The sequence below is a fragment of the Butyrivibrio sp. LB2008 genome (assembly GCF_000621565.1).
GTDB lineage: Bacteria > Bacillota > Clostridia > Lachnospirales > Lachnospiraceae > Butyrivibrio.
The window spans coordinates 443,933-463,399 of record NZ_KK211305.1 but is presented as its reverse complement, the minus strand read 5'-3'; the positions used below and the strand labels follow the sequence as shown (position 1 = coordinate 463,399).

At 41.5% G+C, this 19,467-nt stretch carries 17 protein-coding genes; 6 read left to right on the top strand and 11 right to left on the bottom strand.

Annotation, left to right across the window (positions count from 1 at the left end; genetic code table 11):
- The first annotated feature begins 76 nt into the window (after window positions 1–76).
- From T356_RS0112055 to T356_RS0112045, 3 genes are read left to right on the top strand one after another with little or no spacing between them, the layout of a single operon-like run.
- Window positions 77–1,681 carry an MBL fold metallo-hydrolase RNA specificity domain-containing protein gene (locus tag T356_RS0112055; RefSeq protein WP_026514699.1) on the top strand — a complete coding sequence of 535 codons (1,605 nt, stop codon included), beginning with the start codon at window positions 77–79 and terminating at the stop codon, window positions 1,679–1,681.
- 23 nt (window positions 1,682–1,704) lie between these two features.
- The gene (gene thyA / locus T356_RS0112050) at window positions 1,705–2,556 is read left to right on the top strand and encodes a thymidylate synthase (RefSeq protein ID WP_026514698.1); all 852 of its coding nucleotides are present in this window, start codon (window positions 1,705–1,707) and stop codon (window positions 2,554–2,556) included.
- Between the two features lie 20 nt (window positions 2,557–2,576).
- Window positions 2,577–3,347, top strand: a complete 771-nt coding sequence (locus T356_RS0112045) for a TraX family protein (RefSeq protein ID WP_026514697.1) — start codon at window positions 2,577–2,579, stop codon at window positions 3,345–3,347.
- 10 nt (window positions 3,348–3,357) lie between these two features.
- Here T356_RS0112045 and T356_RS0112040 read toward each other — a convergent pair whose 3' ends face one another.
- The 3 genes from T356_RS0112040 to trkA all read right to left on the bottom strand — a co-directional run bounded on the left by T356_RS0112040 (window position 3,358) and on the right by trkA (window position 6,904).
- A complete protein-coding gene (locus T356_RS0112040) occupies window positions 3,358–3,945 on the bottom strand; it encodes a hypothetical protein (RefSeq protein ID WP_026514696.1) in 588 nt (195 codons plus the stop codon).
- A 148-nt stretch (window positions 3,946–4,093) separates the two neighbouring features.
- Window positions 4,094–5,539, bottom strand: coding sequence for a TrkH family potassium uptake protein (locus tag T356_RS0112035; RefSeq protein ID WP_026514695.1), 1,446 nt, complete (start codon window positions 5,537–5,539; stop codon window positions 4,094–4,096).
- 3 nt (window positions 5,540–5,542) lie between these two features.
- Window positions 5,543–6,904 carry a Trk system potassium transporter TrkA gene (gene trkA, locus T356_RS0112030; RefSeq protein WP_026514694.1) on the bottom strand — a complete coding sequence of 454 codons (1,362 nt, stop codon included), beginning with the start codon at window positions 6,902–6,904 and terminating at the stop codon, window positions 5,543–5,545.
- A 742-nt stretch (window positions 6,905–7,646) separates the two neighbouring features.
- Between trkA and T356_RS0112020 the strand changes: the two genes are divergently transcribed.
- Entirely contained in the window at window positions 7,647–8,189 is a 543-nt protein-coding gene (locus T356_RS0112020) for a flavodoxin family protein (protein WP_026514692.1), read from the top strand.
- Here T356_RS0112020 and T356_RS0112015 read toward each other — a convergent pair.
- From T356_RS0112015 to T356_RS0112005, 3 genes are all read right to left on the bottom strand, one after another.
- Window positions 8,186–8,782 (bottom strand): hypothetical protein, encoded by a 597-nt coding sequence (locus T356_RS0112015; RefSeq protein WP_026514691.1) that lies wholly within the window; start codon window positions 8,780–8,782, stop codon window positions 8,186–8,188. The two genes, T356_RS0112020 and T356_RS0112015, sit on opposite strands and share 4 nt — an antisense overlap.
- 85 nt (window positions 8,783–8,867) lie before the next feature.
- On the bottom strand, window positions 8,868–10,751 hold the full coding sequence (locus T356_RS0112010) for a threonine--tRNA ligase (RefSeq protein ID WP_026514690.1): 1,884 nt from the start codon (window positions 10,749–10,751) through the stop codon (window positions 8,868–8,870).
- A gap of 136 nt (window positions 10,752–10,887) precedes the next feature.
- The gene (locus T356_RS0112005; RefSeq protein ID WP_026514689.1) at window positions 10,888–11,394 is read right to left on the bottom strand and encodes an SEC-C metal-binding domain-containing protein; all 507 of its coding nucleotides are present in this window, start codon (window positions 11,392–11,394) and stop codon (window positions 10,888–10,890) included.
- Between the two features lie 331 nt (window positions 11,395–11,725).
- Between T356_RS0112005 and T356_RS0112000 the strand changes: the two genes are divergently transcribed.
- Complete coding sequence (locus T356_RS0112000; RefSeq protein WP_026514688.1) at window positions 11,726–12,712, top strand: hypothetical protein; 987 nt, start codon at window positions 11,726–11,728, stop codon at window positions 12,710–12,712.
- Between the two features lie 193 nt (window positions 12,713–12,905).
- Here the strand turns inward: T356_RS0112000 and T356_RS0111995 are convergent, their stop codons facing one another.
- Both T356_RS0111995 and T356_RS0111990 read right to left on the bottom strand, forming a co-directional pair.
- Window positions 12,906–13,736, bottom strand: coding sequence for a sulfite exporter TauE/SafE family protein (locus tag T356_RS0111995; RefSeq protein WP_330370937.1), 831 nt, complete (start codon window positions 13,734–13,736; stop codon window positions 12,906–12,908).
- Window positions 13,714–14,940 (bottom strand): LL-diaminopimelate aminotransferase, encoded by a 1,227-nt coding sequence (locus T356_RS0111990; RefSeq protein WP_026514686.1) that lies wholly within the window; start codon window positions 14,938–14,940, stop codon window positions 13,714–13,716. Before T356_RS0111990 ends, T356_RS0111995 begins: the two co-directional genes overlap by 23 nt.
- A 261-nt stretch (window positions 14,941–15,201) precedes the next feature.
- Here T356_RS0111990 and dapF point away from each other — a divergent pair, with 261 nt between their 5' ends.
- Window positions 15,202–16,116, top strand: coding sequence for a diaminopimelate epimerase (gene dapF / locus T356_RS0111985; protein ID WP_026514685.1), 915 nt, complete (start codon window positions 15,202–15,204; stop codon window positions 16,114–16,116).
- Window positions 16,117–16,334: 218 nt separating this feature from the next.
- Here dapF and T356_RS0111980 read toward each other — a convergent pair whose 3' ends face one another.
- The 3 genes from T356_RS0111980 to T356_RS0111970 form a co-directional block, all read right to left on the bottom strand.
- A complete protein-coding gene (locus T356_RS0111980; RefSeq protein ID WP_026514684.1) occupies window positions 16,335–18,056 on the bottom strand; it encodes an LIC_10190 family membrane protein in 1,722 nt (573 codons plus the stop codon).
- A 78-nt stretch (window positions 18,057–18,134) separates the two neighbouring features.
- Window positions 18,135–18,971: a class I SAM-dependent DNA methyltransferase gene (locus T356_RS0111975; protein ID WP_026514683.1), complete on the bottom strand. Its 837-nt coding sequence runs from the start codon at window positions 18,969–18,971 to the stop codon at window positions 18,135–18,137.
- A 1-nt stretch (window position 18,972) separates the two neighbouring features.
- The gene (locus tag T356_RS0111970; protein WP_026514682.1) at window positions 18,973–19,458 is read right to left on the bottom strand and encodes a COG2426 family protein; all 486 of its coding nucleotides are present in this window, start codon (window positions 19,456–19,458) and stop codon (window positions 18,973–18,975) included.
- Window positions 19,459–19,467 lie beyond the last annotated feature (9 nt).

Genomic DNA, 19,467 nt, shown 5'->3' with positions numbered 1-19,467 from the left:
TGGAATTATTTTACCAAATATCGCCTATTTTTTCCACAATGAAATTATGATATGCTAATTAAAAGGGGGAATAGCCATGAAACTTACATTTATAGGCGCTGACCACGAAGTTACAGGCAGTTGTCATTTGCTTTCCGCTTGTGGAAAAAACATTCTGATAGACTATGGTATGGAACAAGGCAAAGACTACTTTGAAAATGTTCCCATCCCAGTTTCGGCACCCGAGATTGATTATGTATTTCTAACCCACGCTCATGTGGATCATTCGGGAAATCTTCCTCTTTTATACGCCAAAGGTTTCAGAGGCAAAATATACTCAACAGACGCAACCTGCGACCTATGCAACATTATGCTCAGAGACTGCGCTCATATCCAGATGCAGGAAGCCGAATGGCGCAACAGAAAAGCCAAACGAAATAAAGAAATAACACAGATGGAACCTTCCTATACAATGGAAGACGCCGAGAAGACCATAAAAACTTTTATCCCATGCAGATATGGCGAAGAAATCGATGTATGCGACGGAGTAAAGATCCGTTTTACCGATATCGGCCATCTTCTCGGCTCAGCCAGCATTGAAGTTTGGGTTACGGAAAAAAATGTCACAAAGAAAATTGTCTTTTCCGGTGACATCGGTAATAAGGCCCAGCCTCTAATAAAGGATCCGCATTTCACTGATTCGGCAGACTATGTACTTATCGAGTCCACCTACGGTGACAGGCTGCATTCCACCGAAAGACCGGATTATATAAAAGAACTTTCGGAAATTCTGGACAGAACTTTTGCAAGAGGAGGAAATGTCGTCATTCCTTCTTTTGCTGTCGGAAGAACACAGGAAATGCTCTATTTCATCAGAAAGATAAAGAAGGACGGACTTGTTAAGTCGCTTCCCAATTTTCCGGTGTTTGTAGACAGTCCTCTTGCCGTCGAAGCTACAGAGATATTTAATGATAACCGCTATGAATGCTACGACGAAGAGGCCATGGAACTTGTAAAAAAAAGGATCAATCCGATCACTTTCCCGGGGCTTAATCTCGCTATCACCACGGAAGAATCGCGAGCTATAAACGAAGACCCTGAGCCAAAGGTTATCATCTCCGCATCGGGCATGTGCGAAGCAGGTCGTGTAAGACATCATCTCAAGCACAATCTCTGGCGTGAAGAATGTACCATTCTTTTTGTAGGCTATCAGTCAATTGGAACAACCGGCAGAGCCATTATAGACGGTGCAGAACAGATAAAGCTATTTGGCGAGACCGTGGATGTAAAAGCCGATATCTGTAAACTCGAAGGGCTTTCCGGTCATGCGGACAAAAACGGCCTTATCGAATGGATGAACGGTTTTACCGCAAAGCGTCCCAAGAAAGTCTTTGTCGTTCACGGTGAAGACTGTGTCTGCAGCTCTTTTGCCAAGACACTTAAAGACGAGTACGGATTCGATACCTATGCTCCCTACAGCGGAACGGAATTTGATCTTATTTCCGGAACCTTCATAAAAGAAGCCGTTCCGATTCCCAAGAAGACAAAAGAAGCAGCTCTCGTATCCGATGTATATGCAAGACTCAAAGCTGCCGGAGCAAGGCTTATCGGCATAATCGCAAAGAGCGAAGGAATGACCAACAAAGACAAAGCAAAATTTGCCGATCAGATAATCGCACTTTGCGAAAAATGGGGAAAATAATCATTATAACTAGGAGGAACGGTATGTCAAAAGCCGATGAAATTTTTATATCCATGTGCAAAGATATCATGGAAAACGGAACATCAACAGAAGGTGAAAAGGTACGTCCCCACTGGCCGGACGGAACATCTGCCTATACAATAAAGAAATTCGGTGTCGTAAACAGATATGACCTTTCAAAAGAATTTCCGATAATGACACTAAGAAAGACTGCTCTCAAGAGCGCTACTGATGAGATACTCTGGATCTATCAGCAAAAAAGCAATAACATAAACGACCTTCACAGCCACATCTGGGATGAATGGGCCGATGAAACAGGCTCCATAGGAAAGGCCTACGGCTACCAGATAGCTCAAAAGAGCATTTATAAGGAAGGCGAGTTCGATCAGATCGACAGAGTCATCTACGACCTGAAAAATAATCCGTTCAGCAGACGCATAATGACAAACACTTACATGTTCTCAGATCTTCATGAGATGAATCTGTACCCTTGCGCATACAGTGTAACTTACAACGTAACTCAGAAAAAAGGTGAAGATAAGCTCACTCTTAATGCAATACTTAACCAGCGTTCACAGGATGTACTTGCGGCAAATAACTGGAATGTCGTTCAGTATGCCGTTCTCGTGCACATGCTTGCTCAGGTATGCGACATGAATGTAGGAGAACTTGTACATGTAATTGCCGACGCTCATATCTACGACAGGCACATTCCTCTCGTAAAAGAGCTCATCAAACGTACTCCTCTTCCCGCACCTAAATTCACATTAAATCCCGATATAAAGGATTTCTATGAATTTACCAGAAATGATGTATCACTTGAAAACTACGAAGTTGCCGGGGAACAGCTCAAAAACATCCCTATCGCAATCTGACACACGGAGCTTATACTAAAATGGACAAATTCGCAGATTTCCGCAAATTATCCGGAAACACACTTAAAATAATTGCTTGCGTGACAATGTTCATAGATCATATCGGCGCAGCGATACTTCTCCCACTTATAAAAGACGGTATTTTACCTGTGGGAATGTCATTTGCCACAATAAAGATCATATATCGCGCACTGAGATGTATAGGAAGGACCTCTTTTCCTCTCTTTATATTTCTCATTGCCGAAGGATTCACACATACTTCAAACAGACTAAGATATGCCCTTAGTCTGTTTGTTTTTGCTTTGATCTCGGAACTCCCCTTCGACTATGCATTCTCGGGAGAAATCGATATGCAGCATAATAATGTCGGAATAACTCTCTTTCTCGCACTCATAACGCTGTGGGGCGCCAAAGCCATATATGATTTTTTTCAAAAAAACGAGCTAACCGCCACACGCGCAATTGCTCCCGCTCTTTTGTTTATTCTTTTGACATCATGCATTGCATACTTCCTGAAATGCGACTACAAATACTACGGTATTATTCTTGCCGTTATCTTCTGCTTCTTTAAGCCTGTATTCCCGCTTAATATAGCAGCGGCATATCTTATTATCGCCTCATATAGCACAGAATGGCTGAGCTTTCCGGCTTTCATCCTCATATATATGTACAATCAAAAACAAGGTAAAAAGCTCGGCAGATATAAATATCTGTTCTACGCTTTCTACCCTGTTCATCTTCTTCTCTTATTTGTGATAAGGCTCCTTATCGCAAAAGCTTTAACACAATGATCCTAACCGATCAATCCCCGATCATTCCCGCCATAGCTTCCTGAGCTGCGGGAATATTTGTTGTAGACAATGTATATGTCTGCAACGTATCTGTTGTAAAGCTCACTGTATTGTACTTGTCCACGGTTACCACCGCATATTCCTTATACCCCGAATCCTTGTCTCCTGTAAGTATATAGACTTCATCGCCCTTTAATACATCCATTTCAACTTCGACAGTAGCCGCTTTTGGCAACAGCTCATCTGTAGTAAATGTTATCTCATACGTTCCCGGATAAAATGCATCCTGGTCCTTTGTAACCGTACCACTGTACGGAAGAATCTCATCTTCATCTCTTACGGTAACTCTCTGAGTTAATCTACTACCGCTCGTCAAATCTGCAATTTTTTCTTCATCGTTTTCATTGGAAGTATCATTCTTCTCTTCATCAACGCCCATATACTTTAGAAGTGTTTCTTCTGCAGCATTATAAGCGTCTTCGGTGCCTGATGTGTCCTGAACCGAACCATTCCGACTATAAACATGTCGAACAGCGATAAAAAGAAAGGCAACAAATACCACAGCAAGAACAACAATTATCCACCTTGCTCTCTTCATCTTCACCTCAAAAAACACTTTATAGTTTTTTAATTTTTATTTCACAGAATAAACTAAAGTTTATCACAATTTGGACACAAATTCCAATATATTTTTTCAAAAAACTTGCAAATTTTATCTTTTTTTCCAAAAAGCGCCGAACCAAGCGTTATCTACGCCATGTTTTGGGTTTAATTACTATAAATATCGGTAACAATTCCAATCGGCCCGCCAACATATCAAACATAAGAACAATCTTGGATAAAGCTGAGAACTCGGAATAATTGCCCATAGGTCCTACCATTCCAAGTCCCGGTCCTATATTGTTGAGCGTTGCCGCAACTGAAGTAACAGTCGTCTGAAAATCAAAATTATCAAGCGCAACGATTATAGTCGAAGCAATAAATGTCACCACATACAGTCCCAGATATGCAGAAACAGACTTAACCGTTGTTCCTTCAACCGTATGACCGTCCATATAAACCCTCTTGATAGCTTTGGGATGAACAATAAAATTAAGTTCATTCCTACAATTCCTGATAATAATAAGGGCTCTTGAGAACTTGAATCCACCGCCTGTAGATCCCGCGCAGGCTCCCACAAGTGACAGGATACACAAGATCATCTTGGAGAACATCGGCCATTTATCAAAGTCAAGTGTTCCAAAACCTGTTGTAGTCATAACAGAAACAACAGCGAACAGTGAATGGTGGAACGAAAGTCCCGCATTATCAAGAACTCCCGCTCTGTAAATGTTCACAGCGATAAATGCAGCTGCAATAAACATTGTCCCGAAGTAGAATTTTACTTCTTCTATGGCAAAAGCCTCTTTGGGCTTTTTATTCAGAAGGAAATAATAAACTGTAAAATTAACTCCGCAAAGTGCCATGAATACAATAATTATTACCTGGCTCATAATAGAGTAACCGCCTATACCGGCATTATTTACAGCAAATCCACCTGTTCCTACCGTTGAAAAAGAAATCGTGATCGCATCATACAACGGCATTCCGGATATACACAGACATATAATCTCAACAACAGTGATTCCAAAATAAATAAGATAAAGAATCTTTGCTGTATCTTTTACCTTGGGAACAATCTTTCCGACAACGGGGCCCGGGCTCTCAGCACGCATAAGATGCATACTGTAACCGTCCGCCATGGGAACAATGGCAAGAAGGAATACCAAAACTCCCATACCGCCAATCCAGTGCGTAAATGTTCTCCAGAACTGAACACTGTACTCAATTCCATCCAAGCTTGTGAGGATACTTCCTCCGGTTGTTGTAAGTCCCGATACCGTCTCAAACACGGCATCAACGTAATTTGGAATGGTTCCCGTTATAACAAACGGTACGGCACCGATAAGACTCATGAGCACCCATGCTACTGCGGTGATAGAGAATCCCTCTTTTGCATAAATAACTTTGTTGGAAGGTTTCTTATGTGTACCTATAACTCCAAGAATCGAAACAACTGCCGCAATCGCAAGAAACGCCACAGCACTGTCGTATTCTTTATAGATAATCGCCACCACAAACGGCAGCATAAACAGACATCCCATTACTCTCATAAGCCTGAAGAGAATGTATCTGATCATCGAATAATTCATTTTTTAGTTCTCCAAAATATCATTTATGTCTTTTAATCCTGTTCTGGTCGTAACAACGATAACAGAATCTCTGTCCTTTATAACACTTGCACCTGTAGGAGACAAAATTTCTCCGTAGTGATTTATACAAGCGATAAGAATACCTTTCTTTAAGTTGAGCTGTGACAGCGGAACTCCTATAACGGGACTTCCGTTTCTTACAATAAACTCGAGAGCTTCTACTCGCTCATCGTTAAGCTTGTAAAGTGTCTCGATATTACTGTCCTTGGAAGCTGACATTCCACGCACAAACTGGACAATCCTGTCTGCGGTAATATTCTTAGGATAGATGACACTTCCTATATCAAGTGAACCTATGATATCTCCGTAATTTACTCTGTGAACCTTGGTAATGATCTTGGCTTTTGGATTGATGCTCTTAACGTACATTGAGAGCATGATATTCTCCTCATCAAGATTTGTAAGGGCAACAAAAGAACCAACCGTTGTAATACCCTCTTCAAGCAGCATATCTTTGTCGGTTCCGTCTCCGTTTATTATAAGTGCCTGCGGCAAAAGATCTGAAAGTTCCTTGCATCTTACGGCATCTTTTTCAAAAAGTGTAACTTTTATTCCGATAGACATAAGCTCTTTGGCAAGATAGAATCCCGTCTCGCCGCCTCCGACAATTATGGTCGAAGGAACTTTAGCCGTCGGGAGACCGAGCTTCTTGAAGAAAGTAAGTGTATTTCTGCCCGATCCGAAAATAGTTATCTCATCCCCTGCCCTCAGAATAAAATTACCGTCAGGGATAAATACTTCATTATCACGTGATACTACGGAAATAATGACCTGTTTCTTAAGATCATCGGGAATATCCCTCAAAGCCTTATCGCATATTCTCAAATTCTTGGTAACGATAAACTTTACGAGCTCCGCTCTTCCCCTTGAAAAAGTTTCCACTTTGGTGGCAGACGGGAACTTAAGAAGTCTGTCCGCCTCACCGGCTGCTGCTTCCTCAGGATTTATTACCATCGAAAGTCCAAGTTCTTCTTTGATAAAATTGATCTCTTTTTTATAGATCGGATTACGAACTCTGGCTATTGTATGGCAGTTACCTGCTTTCTTCGCAATAAGACAACACAACAGGTTGAGCTCATCCGACTCAGTAACAGCAATCATAAGATCCGCTGACTCAATGCCCGCATCTTTCATAATGGAATAACTGGCACCGTTGCCGACTATTCCCATGACGTCATAACTATTGACCACATTCTGAAGAACATTACTGTTCTCCTCTATGACCGTTATGTCATGTCCCTCCTTGCTTAGTTGTTGAGTAAGCGTCTGGCCGACATTTCCACAGCCAACTACTATGATCTGCATAACATTCCTCCAAATAACAGAGAGACGCCCGCGACTTTTTTCGCACGAGCGAATTATTTCTGTGATATAAATACTAAAAGGTTGCTCTCACAAATAACATCTGAGCAACCTATATTATTATATTGTTTAATCTGATAATAATCAACAGGCTTCAGAACCGCTAAATAACAGGCTTTTTTAAGGTTGTAACGTTCTAAAGCCGCGGTTTTTACTGTTTTTTTATAATAATTTCCCCTAGAGTTCATTGTAAGTATAGATATTCGCCAGTACAATTAAGATGTCGGTGAAGGTTTTTACACCGACTTTTGTATATAACTTAATATAAGGAGACCGAAAATGAGAAACTTTTTCTTGCAATTCTTCCAAGGCCGATACGGTTCCTACGGAATGGATAAACTCACAAAGTTTCTTTTGATATTGTCAGTAATAGCATTGATCGTCTCGCTATGTTCACCACTTGGTTTTTTATACTATGTTGCTTTTGCGTTATTGATCTACTCATACTACAGGCTTTTATCAAAAAATATCACTAAAAGATACAAAGAAAATGAGAGTTTCATAAGAATCAACCAAAAGATCCGTTTATTCTTCGGAAGAACAAAGCACAAGATTAATCAGAGCAAAAATTATCACATATATGTCTGCCCGAAATGCAAGCAAAAAATACGCATACCGAGAGGTGCAGGAAAAATCATGGTTCGCTGCCCCAGGTGTATGACGGAGTTCAAAAAGAAAGCTTAAAATGAAAAGATATCTGGTCGCATATGCCAGTGAAACCGGTAACACCCTTATGCTGGCAAAAGAAATTCATAATGCCATCAATTGTCCCAAGGATGAAAAAGAACTTGTGGATATTCGATCATGGAACGGGACTCTGGATGCAGAGCTTTATTTTATCGGCTTCTGGATCAACAGAGGTTCATGTAGTTTGGAGATAATTGACCTTATCTCCTCTCTGCATGGCAAAAATGTGGCTTTCTTCGGAACGTGCGGACTGGGTGACAGCTATGAATATCATAAGATGCTTGAACAGAATGCCAGAGCCTGGCTTGCCGAAGACAACAATTTCCTGGGTTCTTTCTTTTGTCTGGGAAAAATGCCTGTAGAGATAAGAAACAGATATGAATCACTGCGCGGAAATTGCGGAGATGTTCAGATAGATTTTATGCTGAGCATGCTGGATGATGCCGCTAGCCACCCTGACAATCAGGATCTGTTACAGGTAAGACTTTTTACAGATGAAATGCTTATAAAAGCAGAAAATTACACTGCGGCTTATATTTAATGAACATGTATTGTATCTGCACTTATATCAAAACTCTCCTGACACTCATCGTCTGAAGCTCTTTGATATGTGATCGTAAAAGTGCGATATTTGGATCTTATTATAAATACAGTCTGAAAAATAGGTTGAGAACCTTCGGGTTCATATGAGGCGTCTATCCTGTATCCGGGATAGCCGTCTATTTCTATGCGCTTAAAAGCTTCTACCCTAAAATGGACATCTCCCCCGTACTCAGCCGCGTATGCAGCAGAAAAAAGACTTTCATATTTGTGTTTATCAAGTTTCTCCATATTGTATACGGTTGTGTCGACTTCTCCGAGCTGAGCTTTTTCTCTGTTTGTAAGTGTCAAATTGGCGCCGTTGTCATATACATTGTAAGTTACGGAAGATGATTCCATGGGCCAATGTCTGTTGACATAAAAACCTTTTTCTCCTCCCGGAACATAATCACGATTTAAGACAAAGGTGCATCCCGTAGCCTCCTTAAGATTCTCCTCAGCGTCAATCTTAAGGCATGAAGCGTCCATGACAAAAAATACAATTGCCATTGATACCGAAATTATTATGTTGAATAAGCTTTTCTTTTTATTCATAAACGCCTCATCTAAATGACCTGACCACATAATATGGTCAGGCCTTAAAAATGTCATTTTATCGTGCAAATACGACTTGATCCTATCAAGCCTCGTAGCTGTCGATAAGCTCAAGAGAATGCTCGTCGTTCATCTTCTTGCACATCTCAACAAGCGCATCGAGAGGAACGTTCTGGATCTGCTTGTTGGAACCACGAACATTGATTGATACAGTGTTCTCCTGTGCTTCCTTGTCACCGACAACGATGATGTACGGATCCTTATAATTCTTGAACTTCTTGATCTTCTCTTTCATGTTGTTGTCTGAGTAATCAGCTTCAACACGAATTCCGGCTTTCACAAGAGCCTCTTCAACCTTCTTGGCATATTCATTGTGCTCCACACGGATAGGCACGATACCAACCTGGTAAGGGCTGAGCCAGAACGGGAATACTCCCTTAAAGTTCTCGATAATGATACCGATGAATCTCTCAAGTGAACCGTAGATAGCTCTGTGAATAACTACAGGCATCTGCATTGTTCCGTCCTGAGCCTGGTATGTAAGACCAAAGTTATGAGGAAGCTGGAAGTCAAGCTGTACAGTACCGCACTGCCATTCTCTTCCGAGTGCATCCTTGATCTGAAGGTCGATCTTAGGTCCGTAGAACGCACCGTCTCCTTCGTTGATCTCATATCCACCCTCGCCGTACTTCTCGTCAAGGATTTCCTTAAGAGCTGCTTCTGCTCTGTTCCAAACTTCGATGTCACCCATGAAGTCCTCAGGTCTTGTTGAGAACTCGGCTCTGTATGTAACACCGAATGTTGAATATATCTCATCTGCAATTGCGATGATATCTGCAATCTCTTCTTTTATCTGAGATTCCATTACGAATGTATGGTCATCATCCTGACGGAACTCCTGAACACGGAAAAGACCGTTCATCTGACCTGACTTTTCTTTACGATGAAGAACATCATATTCACTGTAACGGATAGGAAGCTCTTTATAAGAATGATTTGTTCTCTTATATGTCATCATCGCATTGGGGCAGTTCATAGGCTTTGCAGCCATTGTGTCGTCCTGCTCACGATTATAGATAACGGATTTAGCCAAAATCTTAATGTTCTTAGGCTCTTCTGCGGGTTCATTGAGATTCTCAAGGACTCCGGGAATCTCGGCATCAGCCTTGAGCCATCCTGAAACACCGGGAACCATGAACATGTTATTTACGTAATGAGCCCAGTGTCCGCTGATAAGCCAAAGCTTTTTGTTATTAACAAGGGGAGCTGCGATTTCTGTGTAACCGTGTCTCTCCTGTACTTCTCTTGAATATTTAAGAAGTGCCTGATACATCTTCCAGCCTCTGGGAAGCCAGTAAGGCATACCGGGTGCGGTCTCATCAAACATAAAGAGATCGAGCTGGGCACCGATTTTCTTGTGATCGCGCTCCATTGCTTCCTGGATCATCTTGATGTGCTTTTTGAGTTCATCCTTGCTCGGGAATGCATAGAGATAGATTCTTGAGAGCTGATCTCTCTTTTCATCGCCTCTCCAATATGCGCCTGAAACAGCCTTAATCTGATAAGCTGCATTCATAAGTTCCTGAGAGTTGCCTACGTGAGGTCCGCGGCAAAGATCTACATAATCATCGCCGGTATAGTAAACCGTCAGGATCTCATCTTCAGGAAGATCCTGGATAAGCTCTGTCTTGAACTTCTGATCCTTGAACATTTCAAGTGCTTCTGCTCTTGAAACTTCCTTGCGTGTAAAATCTTCTCTCCTCTTGATGATCTCACGCATCTTATCCTCGATGGTCTTGAAATCATCCTGTGTTACAGGCTTGGGAAGTACGAAATCGTAATAGCAACCGTCGTCGATCTGAGGTCCTATAGCGTACTGTACTTCTTTTCCGTAAAGCTCGATAACAGCCTTAGCGAGAATGTGCGCCAATGAATGGCGGTAAACTTCTAAATATTCTTCTTTTGTCATTTCAGCTCCTTCTGCTATACCTACCGGGTACAGCCATGCTTTTTTTTAATTTATGAGGTTCCGCTCTCGCGCACAGCGCTCGCCGGAACTAAGTAGTACACCACGACTCGAAAATACCGAGTCCGGTGATTACTTATTATGCGTTCTTTCCGCAGCACTTCTTGTACTTCTTGCCGCTTCCGCACGGGCAGGGATCGTTGGGGTAGATCTTCTCTTCTTTTCTGATTGTGTGAGAAGCTTTCTCTTCTTTGTAGAGGGCTTTTCTCTTGTCCTCGTCAAAGATCTCTTCCCATTCAGGAAGGTTGTAGAGCCAGTCTGCTCCGGCGTTTACCATGTTTTTGTAAAGGAGTTCTTTTTCGAAGCCAAGGTTAACCTCAGTATCCTCTTCCATCTCTTCGATAGGATTCTGCTCCTTAAGACTGTCGTTGATTCCGTCGAGGAAACCAACCATAGTCATGATGTCTACTTTGTATTTCTCTGCAAGCTCTTTAACTGTTCCCTTAACAACTTCATCGGGATTCTTTAAAAGCTGCGCATAGATGTCGCGCTCTTTCTGAAAATACTCTGTCCACAATTTCTGGAGAGTACCCTTATCTGTAGTCTCTGAATAAGCCATATCATGCCATTTTTTTAATAATGCCATATCCGTTACTCCTATTTTCTAATAATATAATTCGTGTTTAGGGCATAATTCACCCTGTCTTTATATACGCAAAACTTATTCTATCCTATTATCTTTTGGGTGTCAAAAAACAACTACACTGTCTAGTGTGATGGCAAGATGACAATTAGATAAATTACTTGTGTAATAATCCACGTATTGCGCTGTCGCAATAGCATAAAATGACTTTCTGAAAATATATTAGATGCATGCATTTTGTCAGAGTTTTTACATACAAAAAAAATCATGATATACTTCGTTGTAGTTTACAAAAAATTCACAAATATTTTGAATTAGGAAAGAGTTATATTATATGGATTACAAAAGTGGTGGAACACCAAAAACAATAGACGAGCTTAAAGACTATTGTGCACGTAATGGAATCACTTCTGACAAGAACAGATTTTTTATCGGATCCAATTATAAAGAGCCAAAAGCGATTGGTATATATAAAGATGAAGCAACAGGGGAATTTGTTGTCTATAAGAACATGGAAGCAGGAAATAGGCTTGTCCGCTACAGAGGAACAGATGAAGCATTTGCTGTCTCTGAGTTATATGACAAAGTGGAAAAAGAAATAAGCTATCAGAAACTCCAATCTGTAGCTGATATGGCAGTACGCGATAGAAAAAAACACACCGATAGATTAAGTTTTGGTGAGCCGGATGAGGAAGAATATAAATCCAAAAGTGTTCCTCAACTTGACAGAAAAACGGATGAAGACGATAGCGCGGGAAGTGGACTATCTACATTTGTAGCAGCAGCATTGTTTGGATGGATTATGGCGCTTGCATTTGGTGACGAAATAAGTACCTACTACTACAACCACAGTTTAGAAATATTTATATTAACAGTATTGTGGGCAGAGAGCTTTCATTATCTTAACAGAAGATCGGATAGCTACTACAGCATAGTATGCAAAGCAGTAAGTTTTATATTAACATTATTGTTTGTAAAGATTATATGTTTTTTATCCGGTGACGAAAGTAACGCCTTCATTACAGCAATATATTTATTGCTGGAATCGTTCGGATTCATTGTTCCTTATCTTGACAGAATACTGGATAACAGCAATAGCAAGGTAAGCATAACAGCAAGATTCCTAGTAATGGCATTGTTTGTAATAATTTTATGTTATTTTTGCGATTCTTTATTTTATAGCTACAATATAAAATTCAATTTCAGTCCAGTATGCTTAAGATTATCAGTACTGTTGGGACTGTTTATATCGATACACAGTGATTATAGTGGCTACGATAGCTATGATTCCGGCAATACAAATCAGAGTTCCGATTGGTGATTGATATAATCCAAAATATCTTTTTTGGGCAGGTTGCAATAAATGTTGCACCTGCCTTTTCAAGTTCGGCTCTCTCCTCATCCATACAGAACAAAGATGGAATCTGCGCTGACTTTTTCACAAACGCTTCAGTTCTTTTATAGAACTGAAGCGTTTGTGAATACTTCGATATTGCTGCCATACTTTCAACCGGTCATACTCTCCCGCAAAACTCAAGTATCAGTTTTAAAAAGAAAATTAAAAGCACCGAGACCATGACGGGCTTTACAATCTTGGAACTGTTCTGCACAAAGCACGTAGCTCCGATATAGTTGCCCGCAATATTAAAAAGGCCCGCAACTACGCCGAGAGGAAAAAGTACCTGACCGTTTATCAAAAATACTACTAGCGCTGCAATATTGGTCGATAAGTTTATTACTTTGGCAAGACCGTTGGCTGTTGTAAGCTTCATTCCCGCAAAACAGGTCAAAAGAAGTATCAAAAACACACCGGTTCCCGGGCCGTAAAAGCCATCGTATGCACCGATGAAAAGAGCGACAAGAGCGCTTATAAACAAAGCTGCTTTATCGGAACGAGTTATATTTGTTTCCAGGTTTCCTTTGCGTGTAATGACATAGATTCCCGTGAGAGGGATAATTATCATAAGGATTGTCTTAAGAATATTGTCGGGAACAAGAAGTGAAGCCTTTGCTCCAAGCGATGATCCGGCAAGTGCACAAGGAATGCACACCATTCCTATCTTCCATGGAATAAAACCTTTTCGTGCATATTTTGCCGTAGTTACCGAAGTTCCCATGAATGAACTCATCTTGTTTGTAGCTATACAGTTATGTACGGGAATTCCCGTAATCATATAAGCGGGAAGCGACACAAGTCCGCCGCCTCCCGCTACCGCATCTATAAAGCCCGCAATGAAGATAAGCGGGCATATTATCAAATACTTAGTGAGCATTTCCAAAAATAATGCCTTTCTGTTTGCACAGTTCTTTTTCCTGATAAGATCAGAGCTTCTTAATTCTCTCAAGCGCTTCTACACTGTTCTCGTAGCTTCCGAAAGCTGTAAGTCTGAAGTAGTGCTCTCCGCTCGGTCCAAATCCCGATCCGGGTGTTCCTACTACATTTGCCTTCTCGAGAAGGTGATCGAAGAACTCCCAGCTTGTCATATTGTCGGGTGTGCGAAGCCATACGTAAGGTGAATTAACACCACCTGAAACGTCATATCCTGCGTCTTTAAGGCCGTTAAGAATATAGTTCGCATTCTTCATGTAGCGGGCAACCATATCTTTTATCTGAGCCTTACCTGCATCTGTGTAGCAAGCCTCTCCCGCTCTCTGAACGATGTAAGGAGCTCCGTTGTACTTTGTTCCGTGTCTTCTTGCCCAGAGGCTGTGCATCTGAACTTTTTTGCCCTCAAAATCAACTGTAAGATCATGAGGAATAATTGTTGCTCCAAGACGAAGTCCTGTAAATCCTGCATTCTTGGAGAATGATCTGAGCTCTATAGCGCAAGTTCTTGCACCCTCGCACTCATAGATTGAATGAGGAACGTTGTCCTCTGAAATATATGCTTCATAAGCTGCATCAAAGATGATAACGGCGCCGACTTTATTTGCATAGTCAACCCAAACCTGAAGCTGATCCTTGGTAATAGCGCTACCTGTAGGATTGTTGGGGAAGCACAGATAGATAAGATTGGGTGTCTCCTTGGGAAGCTCAGGCGCAAAGCCGTTCTCAGCCGTACAAGGCATGTAGATAACATTGCTCCAGATTCCCGTACTCTCGTCGTAATCGCCTGTTCTTCCTGCCATTACGTTGGAATCAACATATACGGGATATACGGGATCGCAAACAGCAATCTTGGCATCCTGTGAAAAGATTTCCTGAATATTTCCGGAATCGCTCTTGGCACCGTCAGAAATGAAGATCTCATCGTCGGCAATGTCGCATCCTCTGCTTCTGAAATCGTTCTCAGCCATTGCGTGGCGAAGGAAATCATAGCCAAGATCGGGAGCATAGCCTCTGAATGTCTCAGCTACGGCCTGCTCGTCAACAGCCTTGTGAAGCGCCTCGATTACTGCGGGGCAAAGAGGCTGTGTAACATCTCCGATTCCGAGTCTAATTATTTTATTATCCGGATTAGCCTGCTGATAAGCATTAACCTTCTTTGCGATAGTGCTGAAAAGGTAGCTTCCGGGAAGTTTCAAATAGTCACTGTTAGGTTTAAACATCGATTCGTCCTCACTTTCATGCGAATATAGAAAAAGTTTACTACTTTTTTGTATAATTGTATACATTTTCTTTTCGCATTATATTATAATGGTGAAGCAATTCAGATGCCATGAATCACAAATGTGACAGCACCAATTACAAACTTATTTATTTTATAATGCAAATATAGCAAAGTATTTATTTAGGAAACTGCTGATTACAACAGTATTTCCTTATCTTCAACATAACAACACAAGATCACAGAATGCGAGGTACCCAATATGAAATTTACCAAGATGCACGGCTGCGGCAACGATTATGTATATGTAGACGGAGGAAAAGAAAACGTTCCTTCCGAGAAAAAATCTAAGCTGGCACAAATGGTTTCAGACCGCCACTTCGGAATCGGCTCTGACGGTATTATCTTCATAAATCCAGTTGCGGACGATGATATTGATTTTGAAATGGAAATGTACAATGCTGACGGCTCCCGCTCCGAGATGTGTGGAAACGGCATCAGATGCGTTGCAAAATATGTCTATGACAAGAAACTCACAGATAAGACCACCCTTACAATCGTAAGTGCGGGTAAAAAGAAATACATAGACCTCACGATCGGATCAGACGGACTTGTAGAGACCGTTAAAGTTGATATGGGTGCTCCCATCCTTGATTCTGCAAGCGTTCCCGTTTCAGTATCCGATGAACTTCTTTCAAAAGATAATAAAAAATATGAAACTCTTTCCAAGGAATACGGAAGGCTCACTGTAGATGTTCCCATCGAAGTTGCGGGAAAGACCTGGCACATGACATGCGTATCAATGGGTAACCCCCACTGCGTTGTATTCCTTCCGGAAAACGAAGACCTTGCAAACTTCGATATTGAAGCCGTAGGTCCTTTATTTGAAAATCACTCAGTGTTCCCTAACCGCACAAACACTGAGTTCGTAAAGATAGATGACAAGAACAACGTACACATGAGAGTCTGGGAACGCGGAACAGGCGAGACACTTGCCTGTGGAACAGGATGCTGCGCTACCACTGTTGCATGCATTCTTAACGGTTTTACAGACACGGAAGTTACCGTACACGTTCTCGGCGGCGACATCAAGTGCTCCTGGGATAAAAAGCCCGAATCGCCCGTGATCATGGAAGGTCCTGCGACAACTGTATTTGAAGGTGAGATTGAAATCTGATATTTGCTATAATTATGAAAAAATTGACTAAATCACCGTTTTCTGAGGTATTTAGTCAATTTTTTATTGCTATCTGTAGCCCATAAGAATATTCAATTAACTGTAGAGTGACTAAGACAGATATTTTCACTCGATTTAGTCACTCGTCATCTATAATTTTTCTCTTCTGATTGACTAAATCAGATGTTTCTGCTCAATTTAGGCACTATTCTACTTTTTCAGCCCTCTTGCTTGGGTTTGAAGCCTTCTTTCAAAGTCGTACCGATCAGCTCACTTCTGTTTATCATATCGTTGTAGCATGAACACGGGCAATTGTAATAGCTGTTTATTTCCTCGTCTTCATGGACGGTGTTATATACGATCACTCCGTTCATATCAACTTCATCCGTTTCGGAATCAGCAAAAGGAATCGGCGTAACATAGTACGGATCCTTAACATGATCGACAAAGCGCTCTTTATCAACCTTAAGATATTGAAGCGTCCAGTTTCCGAAACATACGACCGCAATGGCTACCATCGCAAATCTAAGAAATGCTTTTCCCTTAAATATATTCTCCGCAAGATCCATTGCCGCGCAAAGCGGAAGGAGCATAAGAAATGCCAGTCCGTATCTGATAAACGGCGCGGTAAAGAACCACAATGCAATATTAATAAACACTGCAATATAAAACATCGCCACATCCGCGCGAATCTTTTTCCTGACTTTCCTGATGATAAGATTAAGAATCGCCGCTCCGGCTCCGGCTACCTGGAACACGAGAAGAAGCTTTTCAAAAAATCTTTTCTTTTCCCACCATATCGGAAGCCACTCGGATATTCCGACTTTTATACCATCCTCAACAGTAAAGGACTCCTGAAGTTCTCTGCCCCAGACCTTGATCTGATCGGCATCATACTTCATGTACTCGGCAGGAACCTTCCATACAACATTAAACAGATCTATCGCTTCCGCAGGATACAAGAGCCATCCGGAGATTATCACGTTCCTTACAAGATACGGAAGGAAGGACAAAAAACCTATCACGATAAACAAAACCGTCTCTTTTATCATCTTCTTTTTTACCAGAAGAATGAAAGGAAGAACCGCAAGCACAACAAGAGCCGCCGCGGAAAGTTTCATACTGACCGTAAATATCGAAAGAACCGCAAGATATCCGTAAACAGGAATATCATCGGCATCATCTTTTTTCTCGGCTGCCTGCGTGATCCATGCGCACATGATATAAAGCACCATGTACATCGCGCCGTAGTCCGTCGCAGGAGACTGCAGATACTCAAGCACCGTGATGCCGTAAATGATTATCGCAAGTCTTGCCATATCAGCCGTGTGGCCCGCGCGAGATGTCCACTTCATAAGGCCGCAAGCGGCGTAGCAGGTAAAAAGAGCCATGATAAAGCCCGTCATCGTATGAAGCGCAAACGGCAAAATAAAGCTCAGGGTAAAAAGCGCACAAAGCGCAAGATACGAGCTGTTATATGCAAAATGTAACTGGAAATTACCGATACCTTTTATGACACCATACTCTTCAATTATCCTGATCGCCTGAGCATGATAGATGCCTGTATCCCTGTGGAAAACGCCTCTCGACGCATAAAAAGCGGATATAAGCACGATTATAAGGCAAACAATGCCCTCTTTTGACCTAAATCTCTTTCTGACATTTATCAGAAGTGCAGAAATTTTATCGCGACATTTGTAGGCACCAATGGCCAAAGCCACTAGCATAACAACATGGCATACCGCTCCCACTTTGTAAAAGATGCTGAAACACTCGGCATACACGGTAAGTGTCACAAAGCCTGTGGTAACGATGCCTGTAATGCCGATTTTCTCTTCGTTCGGAACAGGTATAAACCTTGAAAGAGCCTTTCTTATCGTCACTCCCGCAATAAGACACATCAAAAATATATAAACATAGCTGAGTAATACTACAACCATACACTATTCCTCACATCAAGCATTTATCACCATTCTCTGCGTAATGAATGTGGAGATACTTCGACTTGCAATTAAAGCTCACTGCACCACATCTTTGCCGTTCTCACCTGCAACAATATAAATTCTCTCACTCTCCTCCGTCGGAGCCTCGTGGGAGTCCGCATCATAACAGGCGATAAACTTAAGTCCCGCTTTTTCCACAAAAAACTTCATCTCATCAAGCGTATATCCCCTCTGATAATGCGTCTCAACTGAGCGCTTGAACACATCGTCCTCTCCGCACTTAGCAAATATCGTAAGGTCATATTCATTGATATGTTCTTCTTCGTGATAATAATTATCCCAGATAAAACTACAATCCTCGCGGTTCTCCGCTATCGTCACATCACCGATGACGTCCCTGTATTTATGAAGCGTATTGAAATCAAATATGAACACTCCTTTGGGGAAAAGAAAATTATTCACAAGTTTAAATGTCTCGATAACGTCCTCATCCTCAAGAAGGTAATTGACGCTGTCGCACACGCTAAGCACCGTTCCGCAGGTACAATAAAGGTCAAGTTCTCTCATATCCTGCTCAAGATACATGACATTAAGTCCTTCGGCCGCAGTCTTTTTTCTCGCAATATCAAGCATATCGGGTGACATATCTATTCCGATTATATCATAGCCGCGCTTTGCCATATTCAGGGTAAAAGAACCCGTTCCGCAACCAAGTTCGACGATAAGATTTTTCTCTTCTTCAAGCGCCTGCTCGGAATCTTCCTCTGTTGTATACTCGGAAGCATCGCTTTTTGCAGGCTTAGTAACGCCGAATTTGTCCATCAATTCCACTATAAAATCACCCCATACGTCGTATGGGGTTTCATCCATGAATGTGTCATATACATTTGCAAAATCTGTGTATGCGTCCATATTAGATTCCTGTCACAGCTCCTATTCCAAGCATCATTCCAACAGTCATTATTGTTCCTGCAAGTGCTACTCCCAGGATAACCGCAAGGACACTTGACTTGAAATCCATATCAAGAATACTTGCTGCAAGAGTTCCCGTCCAAGCCCCTGTTCCGGGAAGCGGAATTCCTACAAAAAGAAGAAGTGCTACAAAAAGACCTTTTCCGGCTTTTTCCTGAAGTTTTTTTCCGCCCTTTTCACCTTTTTCAAGGCAGAATGTGAAAAATCCTCCGATAACAGGCTTATCTTTTCCCCACTCAAGAACTTTTCTTGCAAAGAAATAGATAATAGGTACAGGAAGCATATTTCCTATAACAATCAGTATATATGCAAGTAGAAGGTTGAACGACGGATCTGCCGCATGATAAATCTGCGCATATGGCACAGCTCCTCTAAGCTCAACAAGCGGTACCATTGAAATAAAGAAACAAATTATATACTTAAGCATAACTAAAAA